General features: G+C 71.3%; 21 protein-coding genes. 11 read left to right on the top strand and 10 right to left on the bottom strand.

The window, feature by feature from the left end; translation table 11 throughout:
* From C8E87_RS36720 to C8E87_RS36705, 4 genes are read left to right on the top strand one after another with little or no spacing between them, the layout of a single operon-like run.
* On the top strand, window positions 1–903 hold the full coding sequence (locus tag C8E87_RS36720) for a carbohydrate ABC transporter permease (protein ID WP_239080091.1): 903 nt from the start codon (window positions 1–3) through the stop codon (window positions 901–903).
* Window positions 900–1,724, top strand: coding sequence for a carbohydrate ABC transporter permease (locus tag C8E87_RS36715; protein ID WP_133877985.1), 825 nt, complete (start codon window positions 900–902; stop codon window positions 1,722–1,724). Before C8E87_RS36720 ends, C8E87_RS36715 begins: the two co-directional genes overlap by 4 nt.
* Window positions 1,725–1,733: 9 nt before the next feature.
* Window positions 1,734–3,242, top strand: a complete 1,509-nt coding sequence (locus tag C8E87_RS36710) for a glucoamylase family protein (protein ID WP_133877984.1) — start codon at window positions 1,734–1,736, stop codon at window positions 3,240–3,242.
* The gene (locus C8E87_RS36705) at window positions 3,242–4,993 is read left to right on the top strand and encodes a GH39 family glycosyl hydrolase (RefSeq protein ID WP_133877983.1); all 1,752 of its coding nucleotides are present in this window, start codon (window positions 3,242–3,244) and stop codon (window positions 4,991–4,993) included. Before C8E87_RS36710 ends, C8E87_RS36705 begins: the two co-directional genes overlap by 1 nt.
* A 15-nt stretch (window positions 4,994–5,008) precedes the next feature.
* On the opposite strand, the gene C8E87_RS36700 is transcribed toward C8E87_RS36705, so the two are convergent.
* The 3 genes from C8E87_RS36700 to C8E87_RS36690 all read right to left on the bottom strand — a co-directional run bounded on the left by C8E87_RS36700 (window position 5,009) and on the right by C8E87_RS36690 (window position 8,544).
* A complete protein-coding gene (locus tag C8E87_RS36700) occupies window positions 5,009–5,677 on the bottom strand; it encodes a phosphotransferase family protein (protein WP_133877982.1) in 669 nt (222 codons plus the stop codon).
* Window positions 5,678–6,297: 620 nt separating this feature from the next.
* The gene (mycP, locus tag C8E87_RS36695) at window positions 6,298–7,503 is read right to left on the bottom strand and encodes a type VII secretion-associated serine protease mycosin (protein WP_133877981.1); all 1,206 of its coding nucleotides are present in this window, start codon (window positions 7,501–7,503) and stop codon (window positions 6,298–6,300) included.
* Window positions 7,504–7,593: 90 nt separating this feature from the next.
* On the bottom strand, window positions 7,594–8,544 hold the full coding sequence (locus C8E87_RS36690; RefSeq protein ID WP_239080090.1) for an aminoglycoside phosphotransferase family protein: 951 nt from the start codon (window positions 8,542–8,544) through the stop codon (window positions 7,594–7,596).
* Between the two features lie 117 nt (window positions 8,545–8,661).
* Between C8E87_RS36690 and C8E87_RS36685 the strand changes: the two genes are divergently transcribed.
* The 7 genes from C8E87_RS36685 (at window position 8,662) to C8E87_RS36655 (ending at window position 15,541) form a co-directional block, all read left to right on the top strand.
* On the top strand, window positions 8,662–9,714 hold the full coding sequence (locus tag C8E87_RS36685) for a DUF4037 domain-containing protein (RefSeq protein WP_133877980.1): 1,053 nt from the start codon (window positions 8,662–8,664) through the stop codon (window positions 9,712–9,714).
* Window positions 9,715–9,758: 44 nt separating this feature from the next.
* The gene (locus C8E87_RS36680; protein ID WP_133877979.1) at window positions 9,759–10,355 is read left to right on the top strand and encodes an ArsR/SmtB family transcription factor; all 597 of its coding nucleotides are present in this window, start codon (window positions 9,759–9,761) and stop codon (window positions 10,353–10,355) included.
* 2 nt (window positions 10,356–10,357) lie between these two features.
* The gene (locus C8E87_RS36675) at window positions 10,358–11,068 is read left to right on the top strand and encodes an SRPBCC family protein (RefSeq protein ID WP_133877978.1); all 711 of its coding nucleotides are present in this window, start codon (window positions 10,358–10,360) and stop codon (window positions 11,066–11,068) included.
* 9 nt (window positions 11,069–11,077) lie between these two features.
* Window positions 11,078–11,872 (top strand): alpha/beta fold hydrolase, encoded by a 795-nt coding sequence (locus tag C8E87_RS36670; RefSeq protein ID WP_133877977.1) that lies wholly within the window; start codon window positions 11,078–11,080, stop codon window positions 11,870–11,872.
* Window positions 11,873–12,998: 1,126 nt separating this feature from the next.
* Window positions 12,999–14,129 carry a coiled-coil domain-containing protein gene (locus tag C8E87_RS36665; RefSeq protein WP_133877976.1) on the top strand — a complete coding sequence of 377 codons (1,131 nt, stop codon included), beginning with the start codon at window positions 12,999–13,001 and terminating at the stop codon, window positions 14,127–14,129.
* A 318-nt stretch (window positions 14,130–14,447) separates the two neighbouring features.
* Window positions 14,448–14,891: a hypothetical protein gene (locus C8E87_RS36660; protein ID WP_133877975.1), complete on the top strand. Its 444-nt coding sequence runs from the start codon at window positions 14,448–14,450 to the stop codon at window positions 14,889–14,891.
* Window positions 14,892–15,202: 311 nt separating this feature from the next.
* Entirely contained in the window at window positions 15,203–15,541 is a 339-nt protein-coding gene (locus tag C8E87_RS36655) for an RNA polymerase-binding protein RbpA (RefSeq protein WP_133877974.1), read from the top strand.
* A 102-nt stretch (window positions 15,542–15,643) separates the two neighbouring features.
* Here C8E87_RS36655 and C8E87_RS36650 read toward each other — a convergent pair whose 3' ends face one another.
* From C8E87_RS36650 to kamD, 7 genes are all read right to left on the bottom strand, one after another.
* Window positions 15,644–16,171: an FxsA family protein gene (locus C8E87_RS36650; RefSeq protein ID WP_133877973.1), complete on the bottom strand. Its 528-nt coding sequence runs from the start codon at window positions 16,169–16,171 to the stop codon at window positions 15,644–15,646.
* Between the two features lie 53 nt (window positions 16,172–16,224).
* On the bottom strand, window positions 16,225–17,016 hold the full coding sequence (locus tag C8E87_RS36645) for a polyprenol monophosphomannose synthase (RefSeq protein ID WP_133877972.1): 792 nt from the start codon (window positions 17,014–17,016) through the stop codon (window positions 16,225–16,227).
* On the bottom strand, window positions 17,013–18,623 hold the full coding sequence (gene lnt / locus C8E87_RS36640; protein ID WP_133879184.1) for an apolipoprotein N-acyltransferase: 1,611 nt from the start codon (window positions 18,621–18,623) through the stop codon (window positions 17,013–17,015). The genes C8E87_RS36645 and lnt overlap by 4 nt, the downstream gene beginning before the upstream one ends.
* Window positions 18,624–19,148: 525 nt before the next feature.
* Window positions 19,149–20,399, bottom strand: a complete 1,251-nt coding sequence (locus tag C8E87_RS36635; RefSeq protein ID WP_133877971.1) for a glutamate mutase L — start codon at window positions 20,397–20,399, stop codon at window positions 19,149–19,151.
* A 67-nt stretch (window positions 20,400–20,466) separates the two neighbouring features.
* Window positions 20,467–20,832, bottom strand: coding sequence for a 3-aminobutyryl-CoA ammonia lyase (gene kal, locus C8E87_RS36630; protein ID WP_133877970.1), 366 nt, complete (start codon window positions 20,830–20,832; stop codon window positions 20,467–20,469).
* The gene (gene kamE / locus C8E87_RS36625; protein ID WP_133877969.1) at window positions 20,829–21,560 is read right to left on the bottom strand and encodes a lysine 5,6-aminomutase subunit beta; all 732 of its coding nucleotides are present in this window, start codon (window positions 21,558–21,560) and stop codon (window positions 20,829–20,831) included. The genes kal and kamE overlap by 4 nt, the downstream gene beginning before the upstream one ends.
* Window positions 21,557–23,113, bottom strand: a complete 1,557-nt coding sequence (kamD, locus tag C8E87_RS36620) for a lysine 5,6-aminomutase subunit alpha (RefSeq protein ID WP_133877968.1) — start codon at window positions 23,111–23,113, stop codon at window positions 21,557–21,559. The genes kamE and kamD overlap by 4 nt, the downstream gene beginning before the upstream one ends.
* Window positions 23,114–23,126: the final 13 nt, after the last annotated feature.

Raw genomic sequence — 23,126 nt, 5'->3', positions numbered from 1 at the left:
TTGAAACCAGCCGCACCGGATAAAACGGGCAGGAAGCGGCGTAGGTGGATCGGCTGGGCCTTCGCCGCCCCGTTCACGGTGCTGTTCGGAGTGTTCGCGCTCCTGCCGGTGGTGGCCTCACTGGTCATGAGCGTCACCGACATGCGGGCCACGGACCTGCGTACGCCGCTGGCGGTCGACTTCGTGGGTCTGGACAACTACACGAGGCTGTTCTCCGACGACCTGTTCCTGCGCTCGGCCGTCAACACGCTCGTGTTCGTGGTCGTCGGGGTGCCGTTGACGGTCGTGGCCGCCCTGGCCGCGGCGAACGCCCTGAACTCGGGCCTGATCCGGTTCCGGGCGGTGTTCCGGGTCGGTTTCTACCTGCCCGTGGTCACCAGCATCGTCGCCATCGCGGTGGTCTGGCGGTTCCTGCTCGACCCCGAGGCCGGCCTGGTCAACAACCTGCTCGGCGTGATCGGGATCGACGGGCCGAACTGGCTGGGCGACACCCGCACGTCGCTCGGCTCGATCATCGTGATGGCGGCGTGGCGCAACTTCGGTTCCCTCATGGTCATCTTCCTGGCGGCTCTGCAGAGCATTCCCACCACCCTGTACGAGGCGGCCACGCTCGACGGCGCGGGCCGGTGGCAGCAGTTCCGGCGGATCACCATCCCGCTGATGCGCCCGGCTCTGCTGTTCGGGGCGGTCATCACCGGCATCGGTTACCTGCAGCTGTTCGAGGAGCCGCTGGTGATGACGCAGGGCGGGCCGCTGAGCTCGACCCTGTCGGTCAGCTACCACATCTACAACCAGTTCGGGTTCGGCAACTACGGCTACGCCGCCGCGGCCTCGTACGTGCTGTTCGTGGCCATCGTCGCCCTGTCGGTCCTGCAGTTCCGTCTGCTGGGGAGGCGCGAATGACCAGGGACAGAATCGCCAAGCTTTCCCTGTACGCGATCCTGTGCGCGGGTCTGCTCGTGGTGGTCGGCCCGTTCCTGTGGATGCTGCTGTCGTCGTTCAAACCCGAGGCCGACATCCGTGCGGTGCCGCCGACGTGGTGGCCGTCGACGTGGACGTTCGACCACTACCGTGACCTGTTCGCCCGGCTCGACTTCCCGCGGTACTTCGCCAACTCGGCGATCGTCGCCGTGCTGGTGACCGCGGGCAACCTGCTGTTCTGCTCGCTGCTCGGGTACGCCCTGGCCAAGCTGGACTTCCCCGGGCGTAAGGCGCTGTTCCTGACGGTGCTGGGCATGCTGATGGTGCCGGGCATGGTGACCTTCGTGCCGCAGTTCGTGCTGGTCAGCAACATGGGCCTGGCCAACACGTACGCGGGTCTGGTGTTGCCGTTCCTGGCCGGGCCGTTCGGGGTGTTCCTGATGCGGCAGTTCCTGCTGGCCATCCCGGACGACCTGATCGAGGCGGCCCGGGTCGACGGCGCCGGCGAGTGGCGGATCTTCTGGCGGGTCGTGCTGCCGCTGTGCAAGCCGGCCCTGGCCACGCTGGGGATCCTGACGTTCCTGGCGTCGTGGAACAACTTCCTGTGGCCGCTCGTGGTGGCCACGACCGACGACAAGTACACCCTGCCGGTGGCGTTGGCCCTGTACGCCATCGGGCAGAACCGCATCTACTACGGCCTGCTGCTCGCCGGGGCGGTCGTGGTGGTGCTGCCCGTCCTGATCGTGTTCCTGGTCCTGCAGCGCCACTTCATGCGGGGCATCGCCACCACCGGACTCAAGTGAGGTGATCCCATGAGACGTCTGCTCGTTCCCGTTGTCTCCCTGCTCCTGATCCTGACCGCCGCGCCCGCGCACAGCGCCCCCGACCCGCTGCGCACCTACGCCAAGGACACCTGGCGCTCCCTGACCGCCATGACCGACCCCGCCACCGGGCTGGTCGCCGACAACATCCCCGGTGACCTGTCCGCCCCCGCCGCGTACACGTCACCCACCAACATCGGCGGCTACATGTGGTCGGCCGTCGTCGCGCGCTCCCTGGGGATCATCGAACCCCGGGAGGCCGAGCAGCGCGTCAGCCGGACCCTCGACACGCTCGCCACCCTCGAGCACCACGACGAGTCGGGCATGTTCTACAACTGGTACGACCCGCACACCGGCGCCGTGCTGACGGTTCTGCCCGACGGCTCGGCGGTCACGCCGTTCCTGTCCAGCGTCGACAACGGCTGGCTCGCCGCCGGTCTGCAGGTCGTCCAGGGCGCCTTCCCGTCCCTGCGTACGAAGGCAGCCCGGGTTCTGGACCGGATGAACTTCGGCTTCTACTTCAACCCGGCCGCCACCTCCCCGATCGGGTCGCGCGGGCTGATCCGGGGCGGGTTCTGGGACACCGAGCCGCCCGGTTGCTCGGTGCCGCAGGACGGCGTGTGGTTCACCTGCAACCACTACGACATCACCGTCACCGAGCCGCGGATGGCCACGTACCTGGGCATCGCGCAGGGACAGATCCCGGCCACCGCGTACTTCGACACCATGCGCACCCTGCCCGACAGCTGCGACTACGCGTGGCAGGAGATGCAGCCGCGCGGGTTCACCACCACCCATCTGGGCCGCACGGTCTACGAGGGCTCGTACCGGTACCGCGGCATCACGTTCGTGCCGTCGTGGGGCGGTGACATGTTCGAGGCGCTGATGCCCGACCTGTTCGTGCCCGAGGCGCAGTGGGGTCCGCGCAGCTGGGGCCGCAACCACCCGGCGACCGTGGCCGCGCAGATCGAACACGGGCTGGCCGACGCCAAGTACGGCTACTGGGGGTTCTCGCCGGCATCGAACCCGTTCGGCGGGTACGGGGTGTACGGCGTGGACGCCATGGGCATGGACACCGACGGATACCCCTCCGACGTCGAGGGCGGCAAGTACGACGCCGGGTTCGGTGACTGCCGTCCACCCGGGCCGCCCGCTGTCTACGGCGACGGGGTGGTCACGCCGCACGCCGCGTTCCTCGCCCTGCCGTACGCGCGTGGCCCCGTCCTGGCCAACCTCGCCAGGATGAAGAGCAACCTCGACGCGTACGGGCCGGGCGGGTTCTACGACGCGGTGGCCGTGCGCTCCAAGACCGTCGCCAAGCGGTACCTGTCCCTCGACCAGTCCATGATCATGGCGGCTGTCGGGAACGAGCTCGCGCACGACGTGGTGAAGAAGGCCTTCGTGTCACCGGGGTTCGAGCGGGCGGTGCGGCCCCTGCTGGCGCGGGAGACGTTCAACGTGCCGGCCGGGCAGCGGCTGCCGCAGCTGGGCGGGCGCTGATGACGATCGAGGACCAGGCACGTTCCAGCTGGGCGGCGCTGATGGGCGGCGGGGGCGCCCAGGACCGTACGCCCGGAAAACCGCAACAATCGCAGCTGCCCGCACCCGCGGGCGTGACGGCGGTGACCGGCCGGGGGCTGGTGACCGTGAACTGGGAGCCGGTGCCGGGGGCCATCGGGTACGCGGTGCACCGCTCGTCGTCGCCGGACGGCCCGTTCGAAGTCGTCGATCATGGCGGCGGTGATGTGCTGGCCGTCCCGCACGGTCCGTATGCCGACACCACGCCCGGGCGCGGAGGCTGGTATGCCGTGGCCGCTCTGGAGACCGTGACGGCAATCGGGCCCTTGTCGGTGCCCGTTCCGGCTTCGGGCGGCGATGTGTCCGGAGTGGCTGTCGTCACGTTGGGTGATCTGGAGGCGCCGCTCCCCCGCGTCTGGGAGGCGATGGTGGGCTCCGAGCACCTGTCCCACCTGCTCTCGACCGACCAGACCGGCGGGCACGTCATCGGTCCCGACCTGGCCGCGGCGCTGCGACGGGTCGCCTCCGAACTGGGCGTCCGCACGGTCCGCGCCCACCACATCCTCGGCGACGACAACGGCGTCTACCGGGAGGTCGACGGGGAACCCGTGTACGACTTCACCCGGGTGGATCAGATCTTCGACCTCGTACGGGATCTGGGTCTGACGCCTGTCGTCGAGTTCGGTTTCATGCCGCGTGACCTGGCCCGCGACCCGTCCCGGACGGTCTTCACCTATCAGGGGATCATCTCGCCGCCGCGCGACTGGGACCGCTGGGGTGACCTGATCGGCGCGTTCACCCGGCACGTCGTGGACCGTTACGGCCTCGACGAGGTGCGGGAACACTGGTGGTTCGAGGTGTGGAACGAGGCCAACCTGTCGGTGTTCTGGTCAGGCACGCCGGACGAGTACTGGCAGCTCTTCGAGGTCACCGTGGCCGCCGTCAAGGACGTCGACCCGGGACTGCGGGTGGGTGGCCCCGCGACGGCGGCCGTGGGCTGGGTCGAGGACCAGCCCGGCGGTGACTTCCTGTCCACCCACGTGTACGGGACCGTGCCGCTCGACCTGCGGCCGCTGGCCGGCGGGCGGGCGCTGCTGTGGACCGAATGGGGCGTCACCGCCACCCACGGCAGCCGGATCAACGACAGCGTGTTCGCGGCCGCTTTCCTGCTCAAGGGGATGCGTTCCGCGGCGGGCCGGATCGACGCCCTGGCGCCGTGGGTGGCCAGCGACCACTTCGAGGAACTGGGCCGCCCGCAACGGCTGCTGCACGGCGGGTTCGGGCTGCTCACCGTGGGCAACCTGGCCAAGCCGAAGTTCTGGGCGCTCGCGCTGGCCGCCCGGCTCGGGCCGGTCGAGCTGCCGGTGACGGTCACCGGGGACGGTCTGGTCGAGGCGTGGGCTTCACGCTACGACGACGGCGGCACGGGGATCCTGCTCTGGAACAGCACCCTCGACCACGGCCAGGTCAACGGCAGCGCTGCGCTTTCCCGTACGGTCGTGGTCCGCCCCGGATCAGCGGCACCGCACCGGTTGCGGGTGTGGCGGGTCGACTCCACCCACGGCGTGATCGACTTCGACGGGGAGTGGCCGACACCTTCGCAGTGGCAGGCTCTACGGGCGGCAGACCGTCTCGACGAGGCGGAACCCGCCCGCCGCCTCCCACCCGGCGCGGACGTGACCATCGAGCTGCCCAACCCGGGGATCGCCTTCCTGGAGCTGCGGCCCCTGTGACCGGAAGCCTGGCGCTCACTCTTTCCACGAAAGGGTGAGCGCCAGGTTCTCCTGCCACTTCTTACGGGCGGCGGCGGGCCCGTTCCGGAAGCGTTCCACCATGGCCTCACACTTGGCGGCGGCTGCGTGCCGTCGTCGCGCCCAAGCCGGCCGCACACCGTAGCCGCCGAACAACTCATCCAGCGCGTCGACGTGCCGCGGGTGGTGCCGCCGCACGATCCACTCACACCAGGCGACGTCCTCGATCCGGTCGCCCGGGTGCGCCCACTCCCAGTCGAGCAGCGCCGTCACCCGGAACGTGTCCTGGTCGAACAGCATGTTGTTGGGCCCGTAGTCGCCGTGCACCACCACCCAGCCCGTGCCGGCCGCCGTGTCCGGGAAAACCGTGCCCACATCGATCTGCTGCAACCGGCGCAGCAGATCCCCGCACTTACGCAGCACCGGCCGGGCCAGCCCCTCGTCGATCAGGTCCTGCCCATGCATGCCGCCGAGCTGCTCGAGCTCGATCGCCCCGTCGGGCACCCCCAGCACCCGCGGCACCGGCAACCCCGCCGGCAACCGCTCGAGCACGCTGAGCTCCGTCCCCCGGCGCAACGCCTCGTCGATGCCGCCCTGATACCGCTTGACCACCACGGCCCCGTCCCCGCGGGTGTCGTTGGTGTACCCGTGCCGAAGTGGCCGCATCGCCGTCGCCTTCACCGCTGCTCTCGCCCATGACCGGCTCAGTCCCCGCCGCAGTGCTTGCCCGGGGGCCCGCCCTGTCCTCACCAGGCCGGTCTCACCGCTGCTCTTGCCCGCGGCCGCCCCGGTCCCCGGCGGTCCGGTCTCGCCGCTGTCCTCAACCGGGGCCGGCTCGGTCCTCACCGGTCGGTCTCGCCGCAGCTCCCGCCCGTGACCGGCCCAGTCTCCGCCGGTCCGACCCTGCCGTTGATCCGGCCCTACGTGTACAACTCCTGCCCAGGGCCCCTCCTACCCAGGGCCCACCCTCCCGGGGGCCTCCATCCTAGGTGATCGACCAACAGCCGTTTCGGCTTGTCCACAGTGCAGATTAGCCGCCCGAAAGCAAGCCCGGAAGTTATCCACAGCCCCACCGACGACCATCCCGACTCCGGTAGCTCACCCCCGTTCGGCAGACCCCACCCCGGAGTTGACAGTCATCGCCGCACCCTCCCGAGCCGCACTGCCCACGTTTCGACGACACGGTGGCCTGGCCGAGTAACGAGCGTGGCGAATCCGGGCGCGCGGACGCAGGCGGGCGAACACACAGAGACGCGCCCACGGGGCGAGGGCCCGGGCGCGGCGGTTCAGTCAGGGTTGCCTGTGGTGGCCGGGTGCCAGCCGCGGCGGCGGCCCTGGCGGACGACGACCGCGACGATGCCCAGCAGCAGGACCAGCCCGATGCCGACGCCGGCGAAGATCAGCGCCGTGGTTTGTGAGCGCTCGCGCCGGGCCTCGAGTGCCGCCGCGGCCGGGTCGTTGAGGTTCACGTCCTGCGGCGGGGGCGCCGGGCCGGCCGCCGGGGCCAGGTTTTCGGTGAGCGCACGATACGGGTTGAGCGCGCCGGCCCCGTAGTCGTCGGTGCGCGGCCCGCCGCCCGGGGCCGGGTCGGCCGTGGCGGTCAGCCGCCGCTCCACGCCGGCCGGGGTGATGTTGGGGAAACGTTGTCTGAGCAGGGCCGCGGTGGCCGCCACGAACGGCGCCGAGAAGCTCGTGCCCTGCACCGACGTGTGCCCGGAGATCAGGGCGGCGGCGGTCACGGGGGCGCCCATGGCGACGATGTCGACGTACTCGCCGCGTTGGGAGAACGGCGCCCGCACCCCGTTGGCGTCGATCGCGCCCACCCCGATCACGCCGTCGTAGATCGCCGGATAGGGGTCCGGGTTGCCTTCCTCGGCCTTGTTGCCGGCCGCCGCCACAACCACGACCCCGCCGGCCACGGCACGCCGGACCGCCCGCCGTACGGCGTCGTTGTCGTCGGTCATCACCAGCGACAGGTTGATCACGTCGGCGTCGCCCTGCTCGACCGCCCAGTCGATCGCGTCGGCGAACTGGGCCGGTGTGCCGCGGTCACCGACCGCCTGACCGTCGATCTCCTGCTGTTCGCTGATACGCACCGGCACGATGACCGCGTCGGGGGCCAGGCCCTGGAACCCTGTGCCAGCGGCCGGCGTCGCCCCGATGATGCTGGCCACCGCCGTGCCGTGGCCGTTGCAGTCCTGCCGGCCGGAGCGTTCGCCGTGCAGGAGGTCCGTTCCCTGAGCGACGTGGCCGCGCAGCTGCGGATGGGTGGCGTCCACCCCGGAGTCGATCACAGCAACCCGTACGCCGGCGCCGGTCGCGAACGGGGCGAGGCGCTTGGGGTCGTACACCTGGCCCTCGACCGGCACCCCGGAGACGACCGGTTTCGGCTGGGCGACACTCTGGCACACCACCGCCGCGCGGGCCGGCGCGGGAACGGTCAGCAACGAGGCGGCGATCATCGAGGCGGCCCCCCACCGACGCCACGCCATCACACACCCCCGAACCAACGATTGGCCTGGATGGTATCGACCGGGTGCGACAGTTCCGCCGCGAGCCCTTGACCAGCCCCTGCCGGGCTGTCACAGCACGGTCTCCGCCCAGTGGGCCACCACCCGCAGCACCGGGGCGCGACCGGCCAGCATCTCCTCGACGCCGCGCCGGTCGTAGTTCGCCGTCCGGCTCGACCCGTTCGCCGCGGCCGTCACCATGCGCGGGGCCAGCCAGAAATACTTGGCCGCGCCGCACGTCCGGATCGCCCGGCGCACCGTGTCGTCATCGACAGCCCCGTCCAGCCCACGGCGGTACTGCTCGGCCACCTCGGCGAGCACGTCGTCGAGCAGTCCGATCGGGATCAGCCCGTCGAAGAACGTGTCCAGGGCCAGGTTCGCCGCGTCCTCCCCGATGGCCCCCGGCCCGCAGTACGCCCAGTCCAGCAGCACCGGACCGGTCGCCGCGAGAATCAGGTTCATCGGCCAGACGTCGTGGTGGCACTGCGTACGGGGAAGGGTGTCGGTGGCCGCAAGGATCTCCGCCCGCCGCTCCCACAACCGGCGCAACCCGGAGCGCAGCGACGGCTCCCACACCGACGCCACCACCGGATGGTCCCAGTCCGGCTCGACGTCGAACGCGTTGGCCGTCGTGTAGTCGCGCAGCCAGTCCCGCGCCAGCCACGGCTCGGCCGGCGGTTGTCCCAGCCGGCTTGCCTGCGCACCACCGAGCCGGAAGGCCACGTCACCCAGCTCGGCCACGCCGGCCGTCGTCCCGGCCGCGCCGGGCACGTCCTGCAGCCACATCTCCACCGAACCGTCGGGGCGCTCCACCTCCTCGAAGAACTGCGGCCCGGGCAGGCCGGGCAGACCGGTCGCGGCCAGCCCCGACGCATACGCCGCGGGCTCACGCCGCCAGTAGTTGAAGTGACCCGGATCGTCGCTCGCCGCCAGGTGCGCGGCGGCGCCCTCTCTCCTCGGCGTCGCGACCTTGCAGATCGCCGAACCGCCGTCACGATGGACCCGCCAGACCCCTCCGGTCACCTCGTTCGCTGTGCTGTGGACAAGTTCTTCGACTCTCCACCCGGGACGGAACAAGTTATCCACAGGTCGACGATATCGCCGAGAAAATGTCGGCGGGGCCCGCTACCTTCTCCGGCCATGACCACATTCCTGCCCGGCGTCGAGCTGTCCCGTCTCTACTACTTCGAGGCCGTCCGCCCGCTGCTGGGCGATCGCCCGCACGCCGCCGCACGTCTCGGGCCCGGCTCCGACGTGCTCGGGTTCGACACACCCAGATCCACCGACCACGACTGGGGTCCACGGCTCGAGCTGTTCGTCGACGCCGACATCGGCGAGCTCGACGCGATGCTCCGCGCCAGGCTGCCCAAACGGTTCCGGGGCTGGTCCACCCACTTCGAGCCGCCCGGAGCGCGGGTCCGCACGATGGCCGACACCGACGGCCCGGTCGATCACTACATCACGATCAGCCCGTGGCCCGACTGGTGCCGCGACCTGCTCGGCTTCGACCCCGCGGGCGGCCTCACCACGGCCGACTGGCTGTCCCTGCCGTGGCAGCGCCTGGCCGAGCTCACCGGCGGCGCAGTCTTCCACGACCCCGATCGAACCCTTTCCTCCGTACGGGGCAGCCTGCGCTGGTATCCACCCGACCTCTGGCGCTACGTGCTGGCCACCCAGTGGCAGCGCCTGGCCGAGGAGGAGCCGTTCCCCGCCCGCGCCGCCGAGCTCGGTGACGAACGCGGCGCCCAGGTGCTCACGGCACGCCTCTGCCGCGAGGCCGCGCGCCTGATGCTGCTGCTGTCGCGCCGCTGGCCGCCGTACTCGAAATGGCTGATGGCGAGCCTGCCGCCCGGACCCGCCGCGTGGCACCTGGCCAACGCCTTGCGGGCCGGCAACGCCCGCGACCGTGAGGACGCGTTCTGCACGATGCTCGAGATCCTCGCCGAGACGCAGAACGAGCTGGGCCTCGCCGCCGAGCTGCCCGCAACCCGGCGTGAGTTCTTCGACCGGGGCTGCCAGGTGCTCGGCGCCGGCCGGTTCGCCGGCGCGCTGTGCGAGGCGATCACCGATCCGGGGCTGCGGGAGCGCCCGCTGACCGGCTCGATCGACCAGATCAGCGACAGCGTTGCCGTGCTGACCAGCCCGCCGGTCTGCCGTGCGGTGACCGCCGCCGCCCACCCCATCCGACCATGATTCCGCTCTAGACAATATTTCTTTTCGGTGGGAGGGTGTGGCCCATGGAGGAAGTCGCCGTCATCGAAGACCCGGCCGCGGCCGAGATATCACTCGACCCCATCCGCAACCGGCTCCTCGCCGAGCTCGCCCGGCCCGGCTCGGCCACCATGCTCGCCGCCAAGGTCGGCCTGCCCCGCCAAAAGGTCAACTACCACCTGCGCGCCCTCGAACAACACGGCCTCGTCGAACTCGTCGAGGAACGCCGCAAAGGCAACGTCACCGAACGCATGATGCAAGCCACCGCCGCCTCGTACGTCATCTCCCCCAACGCCATGGCCGCCGTCGCCCCCGACCCCGACCGCGCCCCCGACCGGCTCTCCGCCCGCTGGCTGCTCGCCCTCGCCGCCCGCCTCGTCCGCGAAGTCGGCACCCTCATCACCGGCAGCGCCCGAGCCGAACAGCGCGTCGCCACCTTCGCCCTCGACGGCGAGATCCGCTTCGCCACCCCCGCCGACCGCGCCGCCTTCGCCGAAGAGCTCACCAGCGCCGTCAGCGACCTGATCAGCCGCTACCACAGCGAAACCGGCCGCAAACACCGCCTCGTCGTCGCCGTCCACCCGGCACTCGACTCGGCCGCCCCCACCCCGAAGGACACCTGAGCATGGGCAAGGACTACGAGGTCCACCTCGAAGCCACCGTCCCGGCCGACCCCGAACAGGTCTGGGACGCCATCACCACCAGCACCGGCGTCTCCTCGTGGTACATCGGCCGCACCGAGATCACCGGCTCCACCGTGCGCACCGCCTTCGGCCCGGCCCAGTTCCCGCCGTCCACAGTCACCGCCGACGACCGCCCCCACCACTTCACCCACCGCACCGAAACCGCCCCCGACGGCCGCTTCCAGGCGTTCGAGTTCCTGATCGAGGGCAACGACCACTCCGCCACCGTGCTACGCGCCGCCACCAGCGGCTTCCTGCCCGGCGACGACTGGGCCGACGAGTTCGAGGCGATGGGCCACGGCCTCACCCTGTTCCACGCCACCCTCGTCGCCTACCTCACCCACTTCACCGGCCGCACCGGCACCCCCGTCACAGCCTTCGGCCCCCCGATTCACAACTGGCCCTCAGCCTGGGAAAAGCTGCACCACACCCTCGGCCTCAGCCGCAACCCCGAACCGGGCGACACCACCCACGACGGCGGCGACGTCTACCACGTCAACCCCCACACCCTGGGCCTGCGTACGCCCGAAGGCCTGTTCCGCTACATCCGCGGCTTCCACGGTTCCATGGTCGCCGCCCACGTCGTCTTCCCGCCCGCCGACCCTGCCCCGGCCCGCTGGGAGACCTTCCTGCACACCCTGTACGCCCACTGAGGAGCCCCGATGCCCACCATCACCTCCGCCGACGGCACCACCATCGCCTACGAGACCACCGGCCACGGCCCAGCCCTCATCCTGGTCGACGGCAGCCTGTGCCACCGCGGCTTCGGCCCCGCCCGCGACCTCGCCGGCCACCTGTCCGACACCTTCACCGTCCACCTGTACGACCGGCGCCACCGCGGCGACAGCGGCAACACCCCGCCCTGGTCACCCGAACGCGAGATCGACGACCTGGCCGCCCTGCTCCAAGCCGCCGGCGGCAAGGCCTGCCTGTTCGGCGCCTCCTCCGGCGCGGTCCTCGCCGCTGACGCCGCCAACCGCCTGCCCGGCATCACCCGCCTCGCCCTTTACGAACCGCCGTTCATCGTCGACAACACCCACGAACCCCGCCCAGCCACCCTCGTCACCGACATCGAGGCCCTGCTCGCCCGCGGCGACCAGTCCGCCGCCCTCAAGACGTTCTTCACCGACGTCGGCGTCCCCGCCCCCGTCGTCACCATGATGAAACTCACCCCGAACTGGAAGAAGCTCAAGAACGTCGCCCACACCCTCCCCTACGACCTGCACCTGCTCGGCGATACCAGCCGCGGCGTACCCCTCGACCGCACACGCTGGTCCTCAGTCACCGCACCGGCGCTGGTCATGGACGGCGGCAAAAGCCCCGAATACATGCGCAACGCCGCCCGAGCCCTCAGCGATGCCCTGCCCAAAGCCGAATACCGGACGATCCCCGACCAGACCCACATCATCAACGCCGCCGCGCTCGCCCCGGCTGTCAAGACATACCTGGCCGGCTGACCGTCGACTGGTTCCGCCATGAAACCGCTCGCCACCTAAGGCCCCTCGCTGGTCGGGGGCCCGCCGACCCACCAGTCGCGGACAGGCCCGGCCGCGAGGGGACCCGGACTGCGTCCCCTCGGAACAGCCGCCCGACGACGGTCCCGGCTTACTGTCCGGCCGGCGCCGAGGCCTGTTCACGAATCTGCTCAACCCCGAGATGGGCGCCTTCTATGTAGCTCTGCTTCCCTGGTTCATCCCACCCGGCGCCAGCCGCTCCTGTTCGGAATCCTGCTCGCCGGCGTTCACGTCTTGCTCGGCCTGGCCTGGTCCACGGTTCCCGTCACGGCCGCCCTCCGCCCACGGGAACTACTGCGACGCCCGAGCGCCAGCCGCCCGCTCGGCCGCATCGCGGGCCTGGTCATCGTCGGCTTCCGGGTACGGCTGGCTATCGACACCCGCTGACCCCGCCGTTGCCGTTGCCGTTGCCGTTGCCGTTGCCGCCCGCCCGCCCGTTGCCGCCCGCCTGTTGCCGCTCGCCCGCCCGTGGGCAAGACCCTCAGCAACCCCCGAACAACTCTTCGCCGCGCCTGACCTACCGCTGAGGCACGTCTCGCTGACGCCCGGCACCCCGTCCGCTAGCCACGGTCTTCTCCGGCACGCCGAAAATCAAGAGTTGGTTGCCGTTGATTCCTGTGGTTTTCAGTCGTCACCAGCGCGGAGCCGCCAGCGTTGCGAGGGAGTGCACTACCGCTAATGCATCCTAGGATACTAGTTTGCAGGTGCTGGATCGAGGACGACGGCGGAGAGTGGGCTAGGGCGCCGCTGGTGCCTCGGCCTCGGAACTGCTGACAGACCGACCGACGTCCAAGCCGCCGGACCACACCGGACAGATCCCCCAATACCGCGATAAGACGCCCTCACCAGCGGACAACCTGTCCATCGCAGGCTCACTCGAGAACGAACGCATCCCGTCCGAACCGACCACTGTCAGAACGACCCGTGGTCAAAACAGCCCGAGGTCAAAGCAGCCCGAGGTCAAAACGGAGCGGCTTCGAGCGGAGCGACCACGGGGTGAGTGGGGGTCCGCCTTGGGGTCGTGTCGTGGCGGGGAAAAGCGGGGCCGCCCGCCTAGGGTTCGGAGACGATGAACGAGAACGACGTCACGACCGAGACCAGGCCCTGCGCGCACTGTGGGCGGCCCGTGCCTCAGCGGAACTCCGCCGGGCGGCCCTTCCGGTACTGCCGGGACAACGACGGCGAGTGTCAGCGGGCCTCGCGCAACGTGCGGATGCGGCACCGGTCCTCCCCCGGGCTGGCCGGCCAGGTGGCCCGCACGTGGGAGGTCGTCGACCGGCTCGATCAGCTCGTCGGGTCGTTGACCGAGGCCCTGCACTCCGAGCTGTCGCCGGCCGGGGTGGAGCGGCAGGTGGCCGAGATCCGGGCCGAGACGTCCGGGCAGATCGCGGCCGCGCACACCGAACGTGATGACGCCCGCCGTGACGCTGAGCGGGCGGCGGCAGCAGCAGCCACGGCGCAGCAACTCGCGGCCGCGGCCGCGGCGGAGCGGGACGAGGCGCAGCAGCGGGCCGAGGAGTCCGCACGTAACGCCGAGAACGCCGCGGCACGGGCCGACGAGGCGCACGCCGCCAGGGAGGAAGCCCAGCGTGCGGCGACGGCGGCGGCAGCATTGCGGGAACGGGCCGAGGCCGACCGGGACGCCGCCCGTGACGAGCTGGCGACGGCGCGGGCGGAGATCACCGACGTACGGAGGGATCGGGAAGCCACCGAGCGGGAGCTGGCAGCGGCGCTACGTGACGCGGAGGCCGTTGCCGCCCGTAACGAGGAACTGCGCGGCGAGCGGGACGTTGCCCGTGAGGAGGCCCAGAAGAGCCGGGCCGACTTGCAGAAGGCGCAAGCCGAGCTGGCCGATCAGCGGGAGACAGCCGAGCAGACCCTCCAGCGTGTACGGCGGGACGCCGCGGCCGCCCAGGAGTCGGCCGGCGCCGAGATCGACCGGCTCACCCGGGCATTGTCCGAGGCCGTGTCCGAACGGGACGGGCTCCTGCGTACGCGGGAAGAGCTGGAACGCGCCCACCGCGACCGCGCCGACCTGGAACGCCGGCTGGCCGCGGCGCAAGCGGAGGCGGAGGCCGCGCAAACCCGCGCCGCTCAACTGTCGTCGCAGGTCAGCGACCTGGCGTCGGCTTTGGCCAGCCTCGGAACCACCCGCCCGCCGGCCCAGCCAGGCCCCGCCGACACGCGTGCCCGCACCTGACGGGCACGCCCGGACGTCCGTCCATATCAACCCCTGGTTGGATTCCGCGCCGCCCGGACCCCGGTACATTGCTCGGCATCCGGCATCCGGCATCCGGCATCCGGCAGCCGGCAGCCGGCAGCCGCACGCCAGCCGGCATCCGGCAGCCGCACGGCAGCGGGAACGGGCAACTCCGAGGAGGTATCGGGGTGCGCTTCGCCCGTCTCATCGTGCTGATCACGGCGATCGGCGGGTGCACGACGGGCGGCGCCGGCAAACCGCAGCCGGTCGCGCCCGGCGAGGCCGCCGCCCCGACCGGCCTTCCACCCCCGGGCCGGCGTGAGGACAAACCTGCCGCTCGACCCGTATCTGCTCGAACCGGCCGAGGCCAACGACCTCGACGTTGTCGTCGACCGCCTCACCACCGCCTGCATGCGGCGCTTCGACCCGACATGGCCCGGTGACGCGCGCAATGTGGCCAAGGCCGACGCGCCGCCCGGCGATCACCGGTCGCCGGCGCCCGGCGGCGAGAAGCCGCTCCCGCCGGGCACTGGCGCACCGAACATGCACGGGCGTGACACGCGGGCCGAGAGCGAGAAGCCACTCTGTCGGGCAACCCGAGCACCGAACACGCACGGACGCGACACGCGGGCCGAGCCGCGGGCACGGTCACGCCGGACGCCGTGGTCACCATCCCCACCGGGACGGCGGCAAGCCACACCCTCGGGCAACCCGAGCACCGAACGCGCACGGAGCGACACGCGGGCCGAGTCGGACGTGTGATTCTGCTCAGTTTGGGCATTCAGCTGACGAACAGGCCTGGTGCGGAGCCGGATGCGGCGGCGATATGTGGGACTTGTCGCCTGAGTGACCGAGATCGCATCAAGTGGAGGACTCGCAAAAACCGTAAAGTGGACCAAGGTCCACTTCGATGGGGGTGCGAGGTGCCGGGTAAGGGCCACGGGCGGTTACGCTCGTAGCGTTAACACTGCCGTCACAACGGCAGCGACAGAGTCTCGGCGACCGTAGGAATCCGACGGCCGCCCCTTTCGTTACACCAACGAGAGCAGCACCACGAGCGAGGGGAAGCCACCATGGGCGAACGCATGCTGCGCGGCAGCCGTCTTGGCGCAGTCAGCTACGAGTCCGACCGCAACACCGAGCTGGCGCCCCGGCAGACCCGAGAGTACCTGTGCGTGAAGGGTCACCAGTTCGAGGTGCCGTTCGCCGTCGACGCCGAGGTGCCCACCACCTGGGAGTGCAAGTTCGACGGCAGCGTCGCCCGACTGGTCGACGGCAACGAGCCGGAGCAGAAGAAGGCCAAGCCGCCACGGACCCACTGGGACATGCTTCTCGAGCGGCGGTCGATCTCGGAGCTGGAGGACATCCTCAACGAGCGGCTCCAGGAAGTCCGCACCCGCCGGGGTCGCTGACCCGGACCGAGAGCAGCAAACGCGAAAAGGCCGCCCCCAACGGAGGGGGCGGCCTTTTCGCATGCCGCGGAAGCTCACCCGCAAGCTGAGGGCGCGGCGTGGTCAGCGGAGGATTTCGCCCTCGATCACTTCGCCTTCGATGGCTGCGGTGGGGGTGCGCTGCGACGGCCGGCCCGGTTCCTCGTCGATGACGACCGGGTCGCCGGTGTCGACGCGGACGTGCCGGGCGCCGAACAGGTCGCCGGCCACCGCGCCGCCCATGCGGCGTTCGGTGTAGCGCTCGACCTGGCGGCGGGCCAGCTGGCGGCCCGGGGGCAGCACCAGCAGCAGCCCGGCCACGGCCGTGACGAAACCGGGCACTGTCAGCAGCAGGGCGCCGAGCAGGCCGACCAGCGAGTTCGACACCTGCGGGCCGGGCGGGCGGCCCTCGACGGCGGCGGCCTGGAAACGGCGCCAGCCCTTGATGCCCTCACGGCGCAGCAGCACCATGCCGGCGATGCTGGCCGTGCCGCCGAGCAGGATCGCCCACCCGAACCCGATGGCGTGGGCCACCGAGATGAAGGCGACGATCTCGGCGAACGCCAGCAGGGGCAGAACCAGGGGCAGCAGGGCGATGCCGCGACGACGCATGGGGTCCCTCCGTGTCAGGTTGACCTCCTCAAGCATGACACGGGTTGACACCTTCACGGCCAGGTGGAGCCCTCGGCGGCCCGCTTGCCGAAGCGCTTGCGGACCGCGTCACGCCGGGCCTGCACACCCCACAAAGTGACCCTGAGCAGCTGTTCCTTGAAAATGTTGCCGCTCATCTTGCTCACGCCGTGTTCGCGCTCGGTGAACGTGATAGGCACTTCGGCGATGCGGAAACCGGCCCGGTAGGCCCGCCAGGCCAGTTCGACCTGGAACGAGTAACCGGTCGACGCCACCGTCTCGAAGTTGATGTCGTCGAGAACGGCCATCCGGTACGCCCGGTAACCGCCGGTCGCGTCCTTGAACGGCATGCGCAGCGCCATCCGGATGTAGATGTTGCCGCCGCGCGAGAGCAGCAGCCGGTGCACCGGCCAGTTGTGCACGCTGCCGCCGGGGATGTAGCGGGTGCCCAGCACGGCGTCGGTGTCGCCCAGCGCGTCGAGCAGCTTGGGCAGTTCCTCGGGGGCGTGCGAGCCGTCGGCGTCCATCTCGACGACGGCGTCGTAGCCCTTGTTCTTGGCCCAGGCGAAACCGGCCTTGTACGCCGCCCCGAGCCCTTCCTTGCCCGCCCGGTGCAGCACGAAGATGTGGTCGTCGGCCTCGCTCAGCTCGTCGGCGATGCGGCCGGTGCCGTCGGGCGAGTTGTCGTCGGCGACGAGGATGTCGACCGCGGGCACGGCGCGGCGGACCCGCTCGGTGATCAGGCGGATGTTGTCCGCCTCGTTGTAGGTCGGGATCACCACCAGGACCCGCCCCACCCCGGGGTAGCCGCCTTCCGACTCGCTCACCGTGCCTCCGCATCGTCGTTCGTGGTACGCCGGCGGCGACGCAGCGGTAGCGCGCCGGCCAGGGCGACGACCGCCAGGGCGACCATCGCCGTCTCGGGCCAACGGCCCAAACGAGTCGCCAGCGTAGTCGTTGCCCCGAGGCGCATGTCACGCACCATCACCGCGGCCACGTTGAAACCGCTGGCGTCGTGGACGCGGCCGTCGGTGCCGACGAACCCGGAGACCCCGACGGTGGACGCCATCAAGGCTTCCCGGCCGTGCTCGACCGCCCGCAGCCGCACCATGGCGAGCTGCTGGCGAGCCTCGGCCTCGTTGAAGGTCGCGTTGTTCGTCTGGACGGCGAACACCTGTGCCCCTGAAGTCACAGTGTCGCGGACGATGCCGTCGTACGCCACTTCGAAGCAGATCACGTCGCCGACGGTGACCGGGCCGGCCCGCAGGATGCCGGGGTGGTCACCGGCGAGCATGTTGCGCACCAGGTCGACCTTGTCGGTGACGAGCCGGGCGACCGGTCGCAGCGGCATGTACTCGGCGAACGGCACGGGGTGCTGCTTGACGTATTTCTGGTCGAGGTCGGGGCCGGTCACCGGGTTCCACAGGATGCCGGCGTTCTCGATGTCGCCGGGCTTGTCGGTGCGCAGCACGGTGCCGACCAGGATCGGCGCCTTGATCAGGTCGGCGGCGCGGGAGATCACGGCGGCCGCGTCGGGGTTACGGATCGGGTCGATGTCGCTGGAGTTCTCGGGCCAGACCACCAGGTCGGGCTGTTTCTGACGGCCGGCGGCGACCTCGGCGGCCAGTTTCTCGGTGCCGGTGACGTGGTTGTCGAGCACGGCGCGGCGCTGGGCATTGAAGTCCAGACCGAGCCGGGGCACGTTGCCCTGCACGATCGCGATCGTCGCGGTCTCACCGCCCGGCTGGGTGATCGGGGCCAGCAGCGGCCCGGCGATCAGCGCGGCGGCGGCCAGCGCGAACCCGAGGACCGGGGCGAGCGGGCGCCGGACGCGGGGCGTGGGCCGCCACGCGCGCCACGCCAGCGCGACCAGGGCGCCCCCGGCGGCGGCGACGGCGAACGTGACCAGCGGCGCGCCCCCGTACGCGGCCAGGCGCAGCGCGGGTGCGTCGTCCTGGCTGAAGGCGAGCCGCCCCCACGGGAACCCGCCGAACGGGGCCCGGGAGCGGCCGGCCTCCATGGCCACCCAGAGCAGCCCGGCCACGATCGGCCAGGCCCACCGCCGCCGGTCGACCAGCGGCGACACCCAGGCGAAGGCCAGGCCCATCAGGCCCATGAAGGCGGCCTGGGCGAACGACAGCAGCATCCAGGGCAGCCAGCCGGCCGAGAAGCTGGTCCACACCAGCAGCGGCACGAACAGCACCAGCCCGGCCAGCGAGCCGATCCAGAACCCGGAGCGCAGGCGGCGCCGGTGCACGGCCGCGGCGAACAGCGCCACCCCGGCCGGGGCGAGCCACCACAACCCGTACGGCGGGAGGGCGACCAGCAGCGCCAGCCCGGCCAGGACCGCCATCGGCAGCGCCACGCGCAGGCCCAGCGGGCGGGGGGCCGGGGACTGCGCCGCGACCTGCGGCGTGGCGGGCTCCAACGTCATTTCCACCCGCGAGAGGCTACCTGGCGGCGCATGGCCACAACCGGACAGTGCGGGCGACCGCCCGCATCGAAAGCAGAACAATTCTCGCAGCCCGCGGGGCGAACGGCCGGACGAGTCGGAACAGCAGGAGAGGCGCGACCCCGACGGGCCGCGCCTCTCGTTTGCTTCCACGTCTCCCGGGCACGGCCGGTGGGCCGTACGGATGTCGCGATCGCCTTCGGACCGACGTGCTCCGCGCCGGCTGCGCGGGTCACGCCGTTGTCTACTGGCGCCGTTCGATCCTCGAGCCCACCGCGGGCGCGACCTGTCCGCGCCGCCCCGCCGACCCCCACCCCCTGGACCTGGCTGAACGCGCGACCCCTGCGAGGACTGCGGGCCAGTGGGCGGAGGAACGGAACGAACTGTGCCGCTCGCCGTGCTCAGGCTTGGACGACGGTACGTCTGTCCCCCGCAGTCCTGTCAACTGCCACCCCCGCTTCCGGGCGTGTCGCGCCGTCCGCGTGTCCCGCGGTGCACCCGTTCGGGCTACAGGCTGTTCATCAGGGCCGCCGCGACGTCACGATGATCAATGGACAACATGCCGGCGGCGGCCAGCACGTACCGCGAGTCGATCACCGTACGGGCCTGGGACGGCGCCGCCCAGCCGCCGGCATGGTCCGACAGCACCGCGTCCAGCACATACGCGCCGCCGCCGTGCCGCAGCACCCCGCCCGAACCCACCACCAGCCGGACGTCACGCAGGTCGCGCCCGCCCGTACGCGGCTGACCAGGAGCGGACGCGTGACCGCGGGCGTGCCGCCGCAACGCCACCGTCGCCGCCTGCGCGGCTAACTGAACGTCACCTGGAACCCGCCCGGATAACGGAACTGCCAATTTCTCGGCCGCCGCGGCGGCTCGGGTCCCGTCGGCACCGACAGCGACGCCGAGGTCACCCTCCACGGTCCGCGACCGCCACAGCGTGCCCGCCACGTCGCGGCGCGGCCCCGACTCGGCCTCGGCGTCGGGCACCAGCGCCGAGTACACGTCGGTGGTCGCGCCGCCGACGTCCACGACCAGCACCCCGTAACCCGTCAGATCGGCCAGCAGCTCCACCCCGGCCAGAACCGCGTCCGGGGTGGCCGCCCGCACCAGCGACGCGAACCGGGGTCCCCGGGACAGCCGCTTGCCGCCGATCACGTGCCGCAGGAACACCGACCGGATAGCGGCCCGCGCCGGGGCGGGATCGAGCACCCCGATGCGGGGCAGCACGTTGCCCGTGACGGTCACCGGAACCCGGCGTCCGGCCAGCCGGGCCGCGGCCTCGTCACGTACGTCGGCGTTGCCCGCCACCACCACGGGCACCCGCAGCCGGGAGGTGGCGAGCCGGTGGGCGTTGTGCAGCAGCACCTCGCCGTCCCCGCCGTCGGTGCCGCCGACGAGCAGGATCACATCCGGTCGGGACTCGCGCAGCGCCGTTACCCCGCGACCGTCCAGCGGCCCCGCCGCCACGTGCACCACGCTGGCGCCCGCGGACAGGCCGACCCGGTGCCCGGCCTCGGCGGTGACCAGCGACTCGTAGCCGACCACGGCCAGCCGCAGACCGCCGCCGGCCGACGAGCACACGTACAGCTCGTCGCCGCCGCCGACCTCGGCCACCGCCTGCTCGAGACCGGTCAGCACATCGGTGGCGGAGGTTGTCGGCACCTCGGCCCGCCGGATCAGTTCCCCGCCGCCGAGGTCGACCAGGGCCGCCTTCGTGTACGTGGACCCGACGTCCACGCACACAGCAGTCTTCACGGCTGGGTTCACAGTCGGCGGGCCCTCCTGGCCCTACGCCCGCTGCCGCCCGCTGCGGTGCAGTGGCTCATGCCGCAGGGGGGACGACCACCGTGCCCGTGGCGGTCACCGCGACGATGGGCTCGTCGAGGACGGCCGCGGCCGACCCGCCCGTGCCCCGGCACACGACCCGCGACTCGAACGCGATCTTGCGGCTGCGGGTGCCCATGCGCACGACGGTGGCCTCGATCTCGAGCACGTCACCGGCCTGGACCGGCGCCTTGAACTGCACGTCGTCGTACGAGGCGAACAAACCCTCGTCGCCGTCGAGCCGGATGCACACCTCGGTCGCGACGTCGCCGAACAGGCCGAGCGAGTACGCCCCGTCGACCAGGTTGCCCGCGTAGTGCGCGTGCGAGTACGGGACATAACGGCGGTGCGTAACAGTGATCAAGACGGGCTCCCAGCGAGTGCGTGAACGAGGTACGAGGCGACTTCCCGCGGGGTGGTGCCGCGGGTGAAGATCCGGTCGACGCCGAGGTCGGCCGCCATCAGCTCGTCGAAACGGGGGCCGCCGACGATCAGAAGCGGACGTTTCCCGGCCGGCAGAGCCTCCCGGAAGGCGGCCGACATGGCCCGGGTGTTCTGCAGGTGCGCGTCGCGCTGGGTGACGACCTGGGAGACCAGCACGGCGTCGGCCTTGCGTTCCCGGGCGGTCTCGACCAGATCCGGCACGGAGACCTGGGCGCCCATGTTGGTCACCGACAACTCGGTGTAGGACTCCAGGCCCTTCTCCCCCGCGATGCCCTTGAGGTTGAGGATCGCATCGATGCCGACGGTGTGCGCGTCGGTGCCGATGCACGCCCCGACCACGTTGAGCCGCCGCCGCAGCCGCCGCTTGATGACGGCGTTGACCTCCTTGGCGCTCAGCAGCGGATAGTCCCGCTCGACGACCTGCACCTTGTCGGTGTCGACGAGATGGTTGACGCGTCCGTAGACGACGAAGAACGTCAGGCCGCCCATCGGCTTGGCGTGCACGAGCAGCGCGGGGTCCATGCCCATCTTGTTGGCCAGCTGGATCGCGGCGCCCTCGGCCCGCTTGTCGTGCGGCAGGGGCAGGGTGAACGAGAGCTGCACCATGCCGTCGCCGGTGGTGTCCCCGTACGGGCGAACGATGCTCATGCCTCCAGGGCCTCCGTCACCGGGTTGTAGTAGTCCTCGTCGTGTTTCGCCACGCCGTCGAGGCCCTTGCCCCGGTCGGCGGGCCGCTTCATGATCCCGAACGTGCCGTCGGCGATGGCGTCCAGCAGCGAGTCGTCGACGATCTTCTCCAGCAGGTCGACGGCCTCGCCGAGCACCTGGTGGGCGCGGCTCTGGACGAAGCCGCCCGGGGCGGGCACGAAGTCCTCGTGCAGGTTGCCGGCGCCGTTGAGGACGTACCGCACGTTCTGCAGGGCGATGTCGCGGTCGCTGAGCCACGGCGTCACCACCGCCTCGGTCATCATGCCGACCAGCAGGATGCCCTGCCCGGTCAGCGCCCCGGCCAGGTTGAAGAACCCGTCGAGCAGGTTGCCGCGGAACACGTCGCCGGTCATGTGCTTGGTCGGCGGCATCCACTTCAGCGGCGCGTCCGGGAAGAGCTCGCGGGCCAGCAACGCGTGCGCCAGCTCCAGGCGGAACGACTCCGGCAGGTCCGGGTTGATCTCGAAGGCGTGCCCGAGGCCCAGCTGCCGGTCCTCCAGCCCCGCCTCGTGCGCGAAGAACTCGTTGAGCAGCTGCGAGACCGTCACCGTGTGGGCCGCCTCGACCGCGTCGGCCGTGGTCAGGTAGTTGTCCTCGCCGGTGTTGATGATGATGCCGGCGCGGGCGTGGACCTGCCGCGAGAACCGCTGGTCGACAAACGTACGGATGGGGTTGATGTCGCGGAACAGGATCCCGTACATGCTGTCGTTGAGCATCATGTCGAGCCGTTCCAGGCCGGCCAGCGCCGCGATCTCGGGCATGCAGAGCCCGGACGCGTAGTTGGTCAGCCGCACGTACCGGCCCAGCTCCTTGGACGTCTCGTCCAGCGCGGCCCGCATCAGCCGGAAGTTCTCCTGCGTCGCGTACGTTCCCGCGAAGCCCTCCCGGGTAGCGCCCTCGGGCACGTAGTCGAGCAGCGACTGCCCGGTCGAGCGGATCACCGCGATCACGTCGGCGCCGGCCCGCGCGGCCGCCTGCGCCTGCGGGATGTCCTCGTGGATGTCGCCGGTCGCCACGATCAGGTAGATCCACGGCCGCTGCTCCGGATCCCCGTACCGCTTGATCATCCGGTCCCGTTCGGCCCGGCGCCGGTCCACGATCTTGAGCCCGGCGCCGGTGGCCTTCTTCGCCGCCCGCCGGGCCGCGGTCGTCTCGGCCCGCCCGGACGGCAGGTCGAAGCGGACCGCGCCCGCGGCGGCCTTCTGCGCGAGGAGGGTGATGTCGTCGAGCCCGGTGCTGCGCATCGCGTGGAACACCGGCACCGCGACGCCGTGCCCCAGCCCGATGTCCGAGCGCACCGCGTCGACCAGCCGGTTCACCCAGGGAATCCCGTCGGGGTCGGCCCCGTGCACACCGGCCAGCCGCAGCACCGCCCGCTCCACCGACACGGTGGTGTGCGAACGGGCCAGGTCGACCACCGGCTGCCCCGCCTTGGCCGCGAGCCGGCGCGCCCGGCGCACCACCCGCGGATCCAGATCAAGCTTCCCCGCCACCCCTGCTCCTCGC

Origin of the sequence: Paractinoplanes brasiliensis (assembly GCF_004362215.1) — a bacterium.
GTDB classification, from domain to species: domain Bacteria; phylum Actinomycetota; class Actinomycetes; order Mycobacteriales; family Micromonosporaceae; genus Actinoplanes; species Actinoplanes brasiliensis.
The sequence above is the reverse complement of the archived record's forward strand: the minus strand, read 5'-3'. Positions and strand labels throughout refer to the sequence as shown.

Bases quoted from the DNA above. Each gene is read 5' to 3' on its own strand.
- C8E87_RS36715 (WP_133877985.1), top strand. From the start codon at position 900: ATGACCAGGGACAGAATCGCCAAGCTTTCCCTGTACGCGATCCTGTGC.
- C8E87_RS36710 (WP_133877984.1), top strand. From the start codon at position 1,734: ATGAGACGTCTGCTCGTTCCCGTTGTCTCCCTGCTCCTGATCCTGACC.
- C8E87_RS36705 (WP_133877983.1), top strand. From the start codon at position 3,242: ATGACGATCGAGGACCAGGCACGTTCCAGCTGGGCGGCGCTGATGGGC.
- C8E87_RS36700 (WP_133877982.1), bottom strand. From the start codon at position 5,677: ATGCGGCCACTTCGGCACGGGTACACCAACGACACCCGCGGGGACGGG.
- mycP (WP_133877981.1), bottom strand. From the start codon at position 7,503: ATGGCGTGGCGTCGGTGGGGGGCCGCCTCGATGATCGCCGCCTCGTTG.
- C8E87_RS36685 (WP_133877980.1), top strand. From the start codon at position 8,662: ATGACCACATTCCTGCCCGGCGTCGAGCTGTCCCGTCTCTACTACTTC.
- C8E87_RS36680 (WP_133877979.1), top strand. From the start codon at position 9,759: ATGGAGGAAGTCGCCGTCATCGAAGACCCGGCCGCGGCCGAGATATCA.
- C8E87_RS36675 (WP_133877978.1), top strand. From the start codon at position 10,358: ATGGGCAAGGACTACGAGGTCCACCTCGAAGCCACCGTCCCGGCCGAC.
- C8E87_RS36670 (WP_133877977.1), top strand. From the start codon at position 11,078: ATGCCCACCATCACCTCCGCCGACGGCACCACCATCGCCTACGAGACC.
- C8E87_RS36665 (WP_133877976.1), top strand. From the start codon at position 12,999: ATGAACGAGAACGACGTCACGACCGAGACCAGGCCCTGCGCGCACTGT.
- C8E87_RS36655 (WP_133877974.1), top strand. From the start codon at position 15,203: ATGGGCGAACGCATGCTGCGCGGCAGCCGTCTTGGCGCAGTCAGCTAC.
- C8E87_RS36650 (WP_133877973.1), bottom strand. From the start codon at position 16,171: ATGCGTCGTCGCGGCATCGCCCTGCTGCCCCTGGTTCTGCCCCTGCTG.
- lnt (WP_133879184.1), bottom strand. From the start codon at position 18,623: ATGACGTTGGAGCCCGCCACGCCGCAGGTCGCGGCGCAGTCCCCGGCC.
- kamE (WP_133877969.1), bottom strand. From the start codon at position 21,560: ATGAGCATCGTTCGCCCGTACGGGGACACCACCGGCGACGGCATGGTG.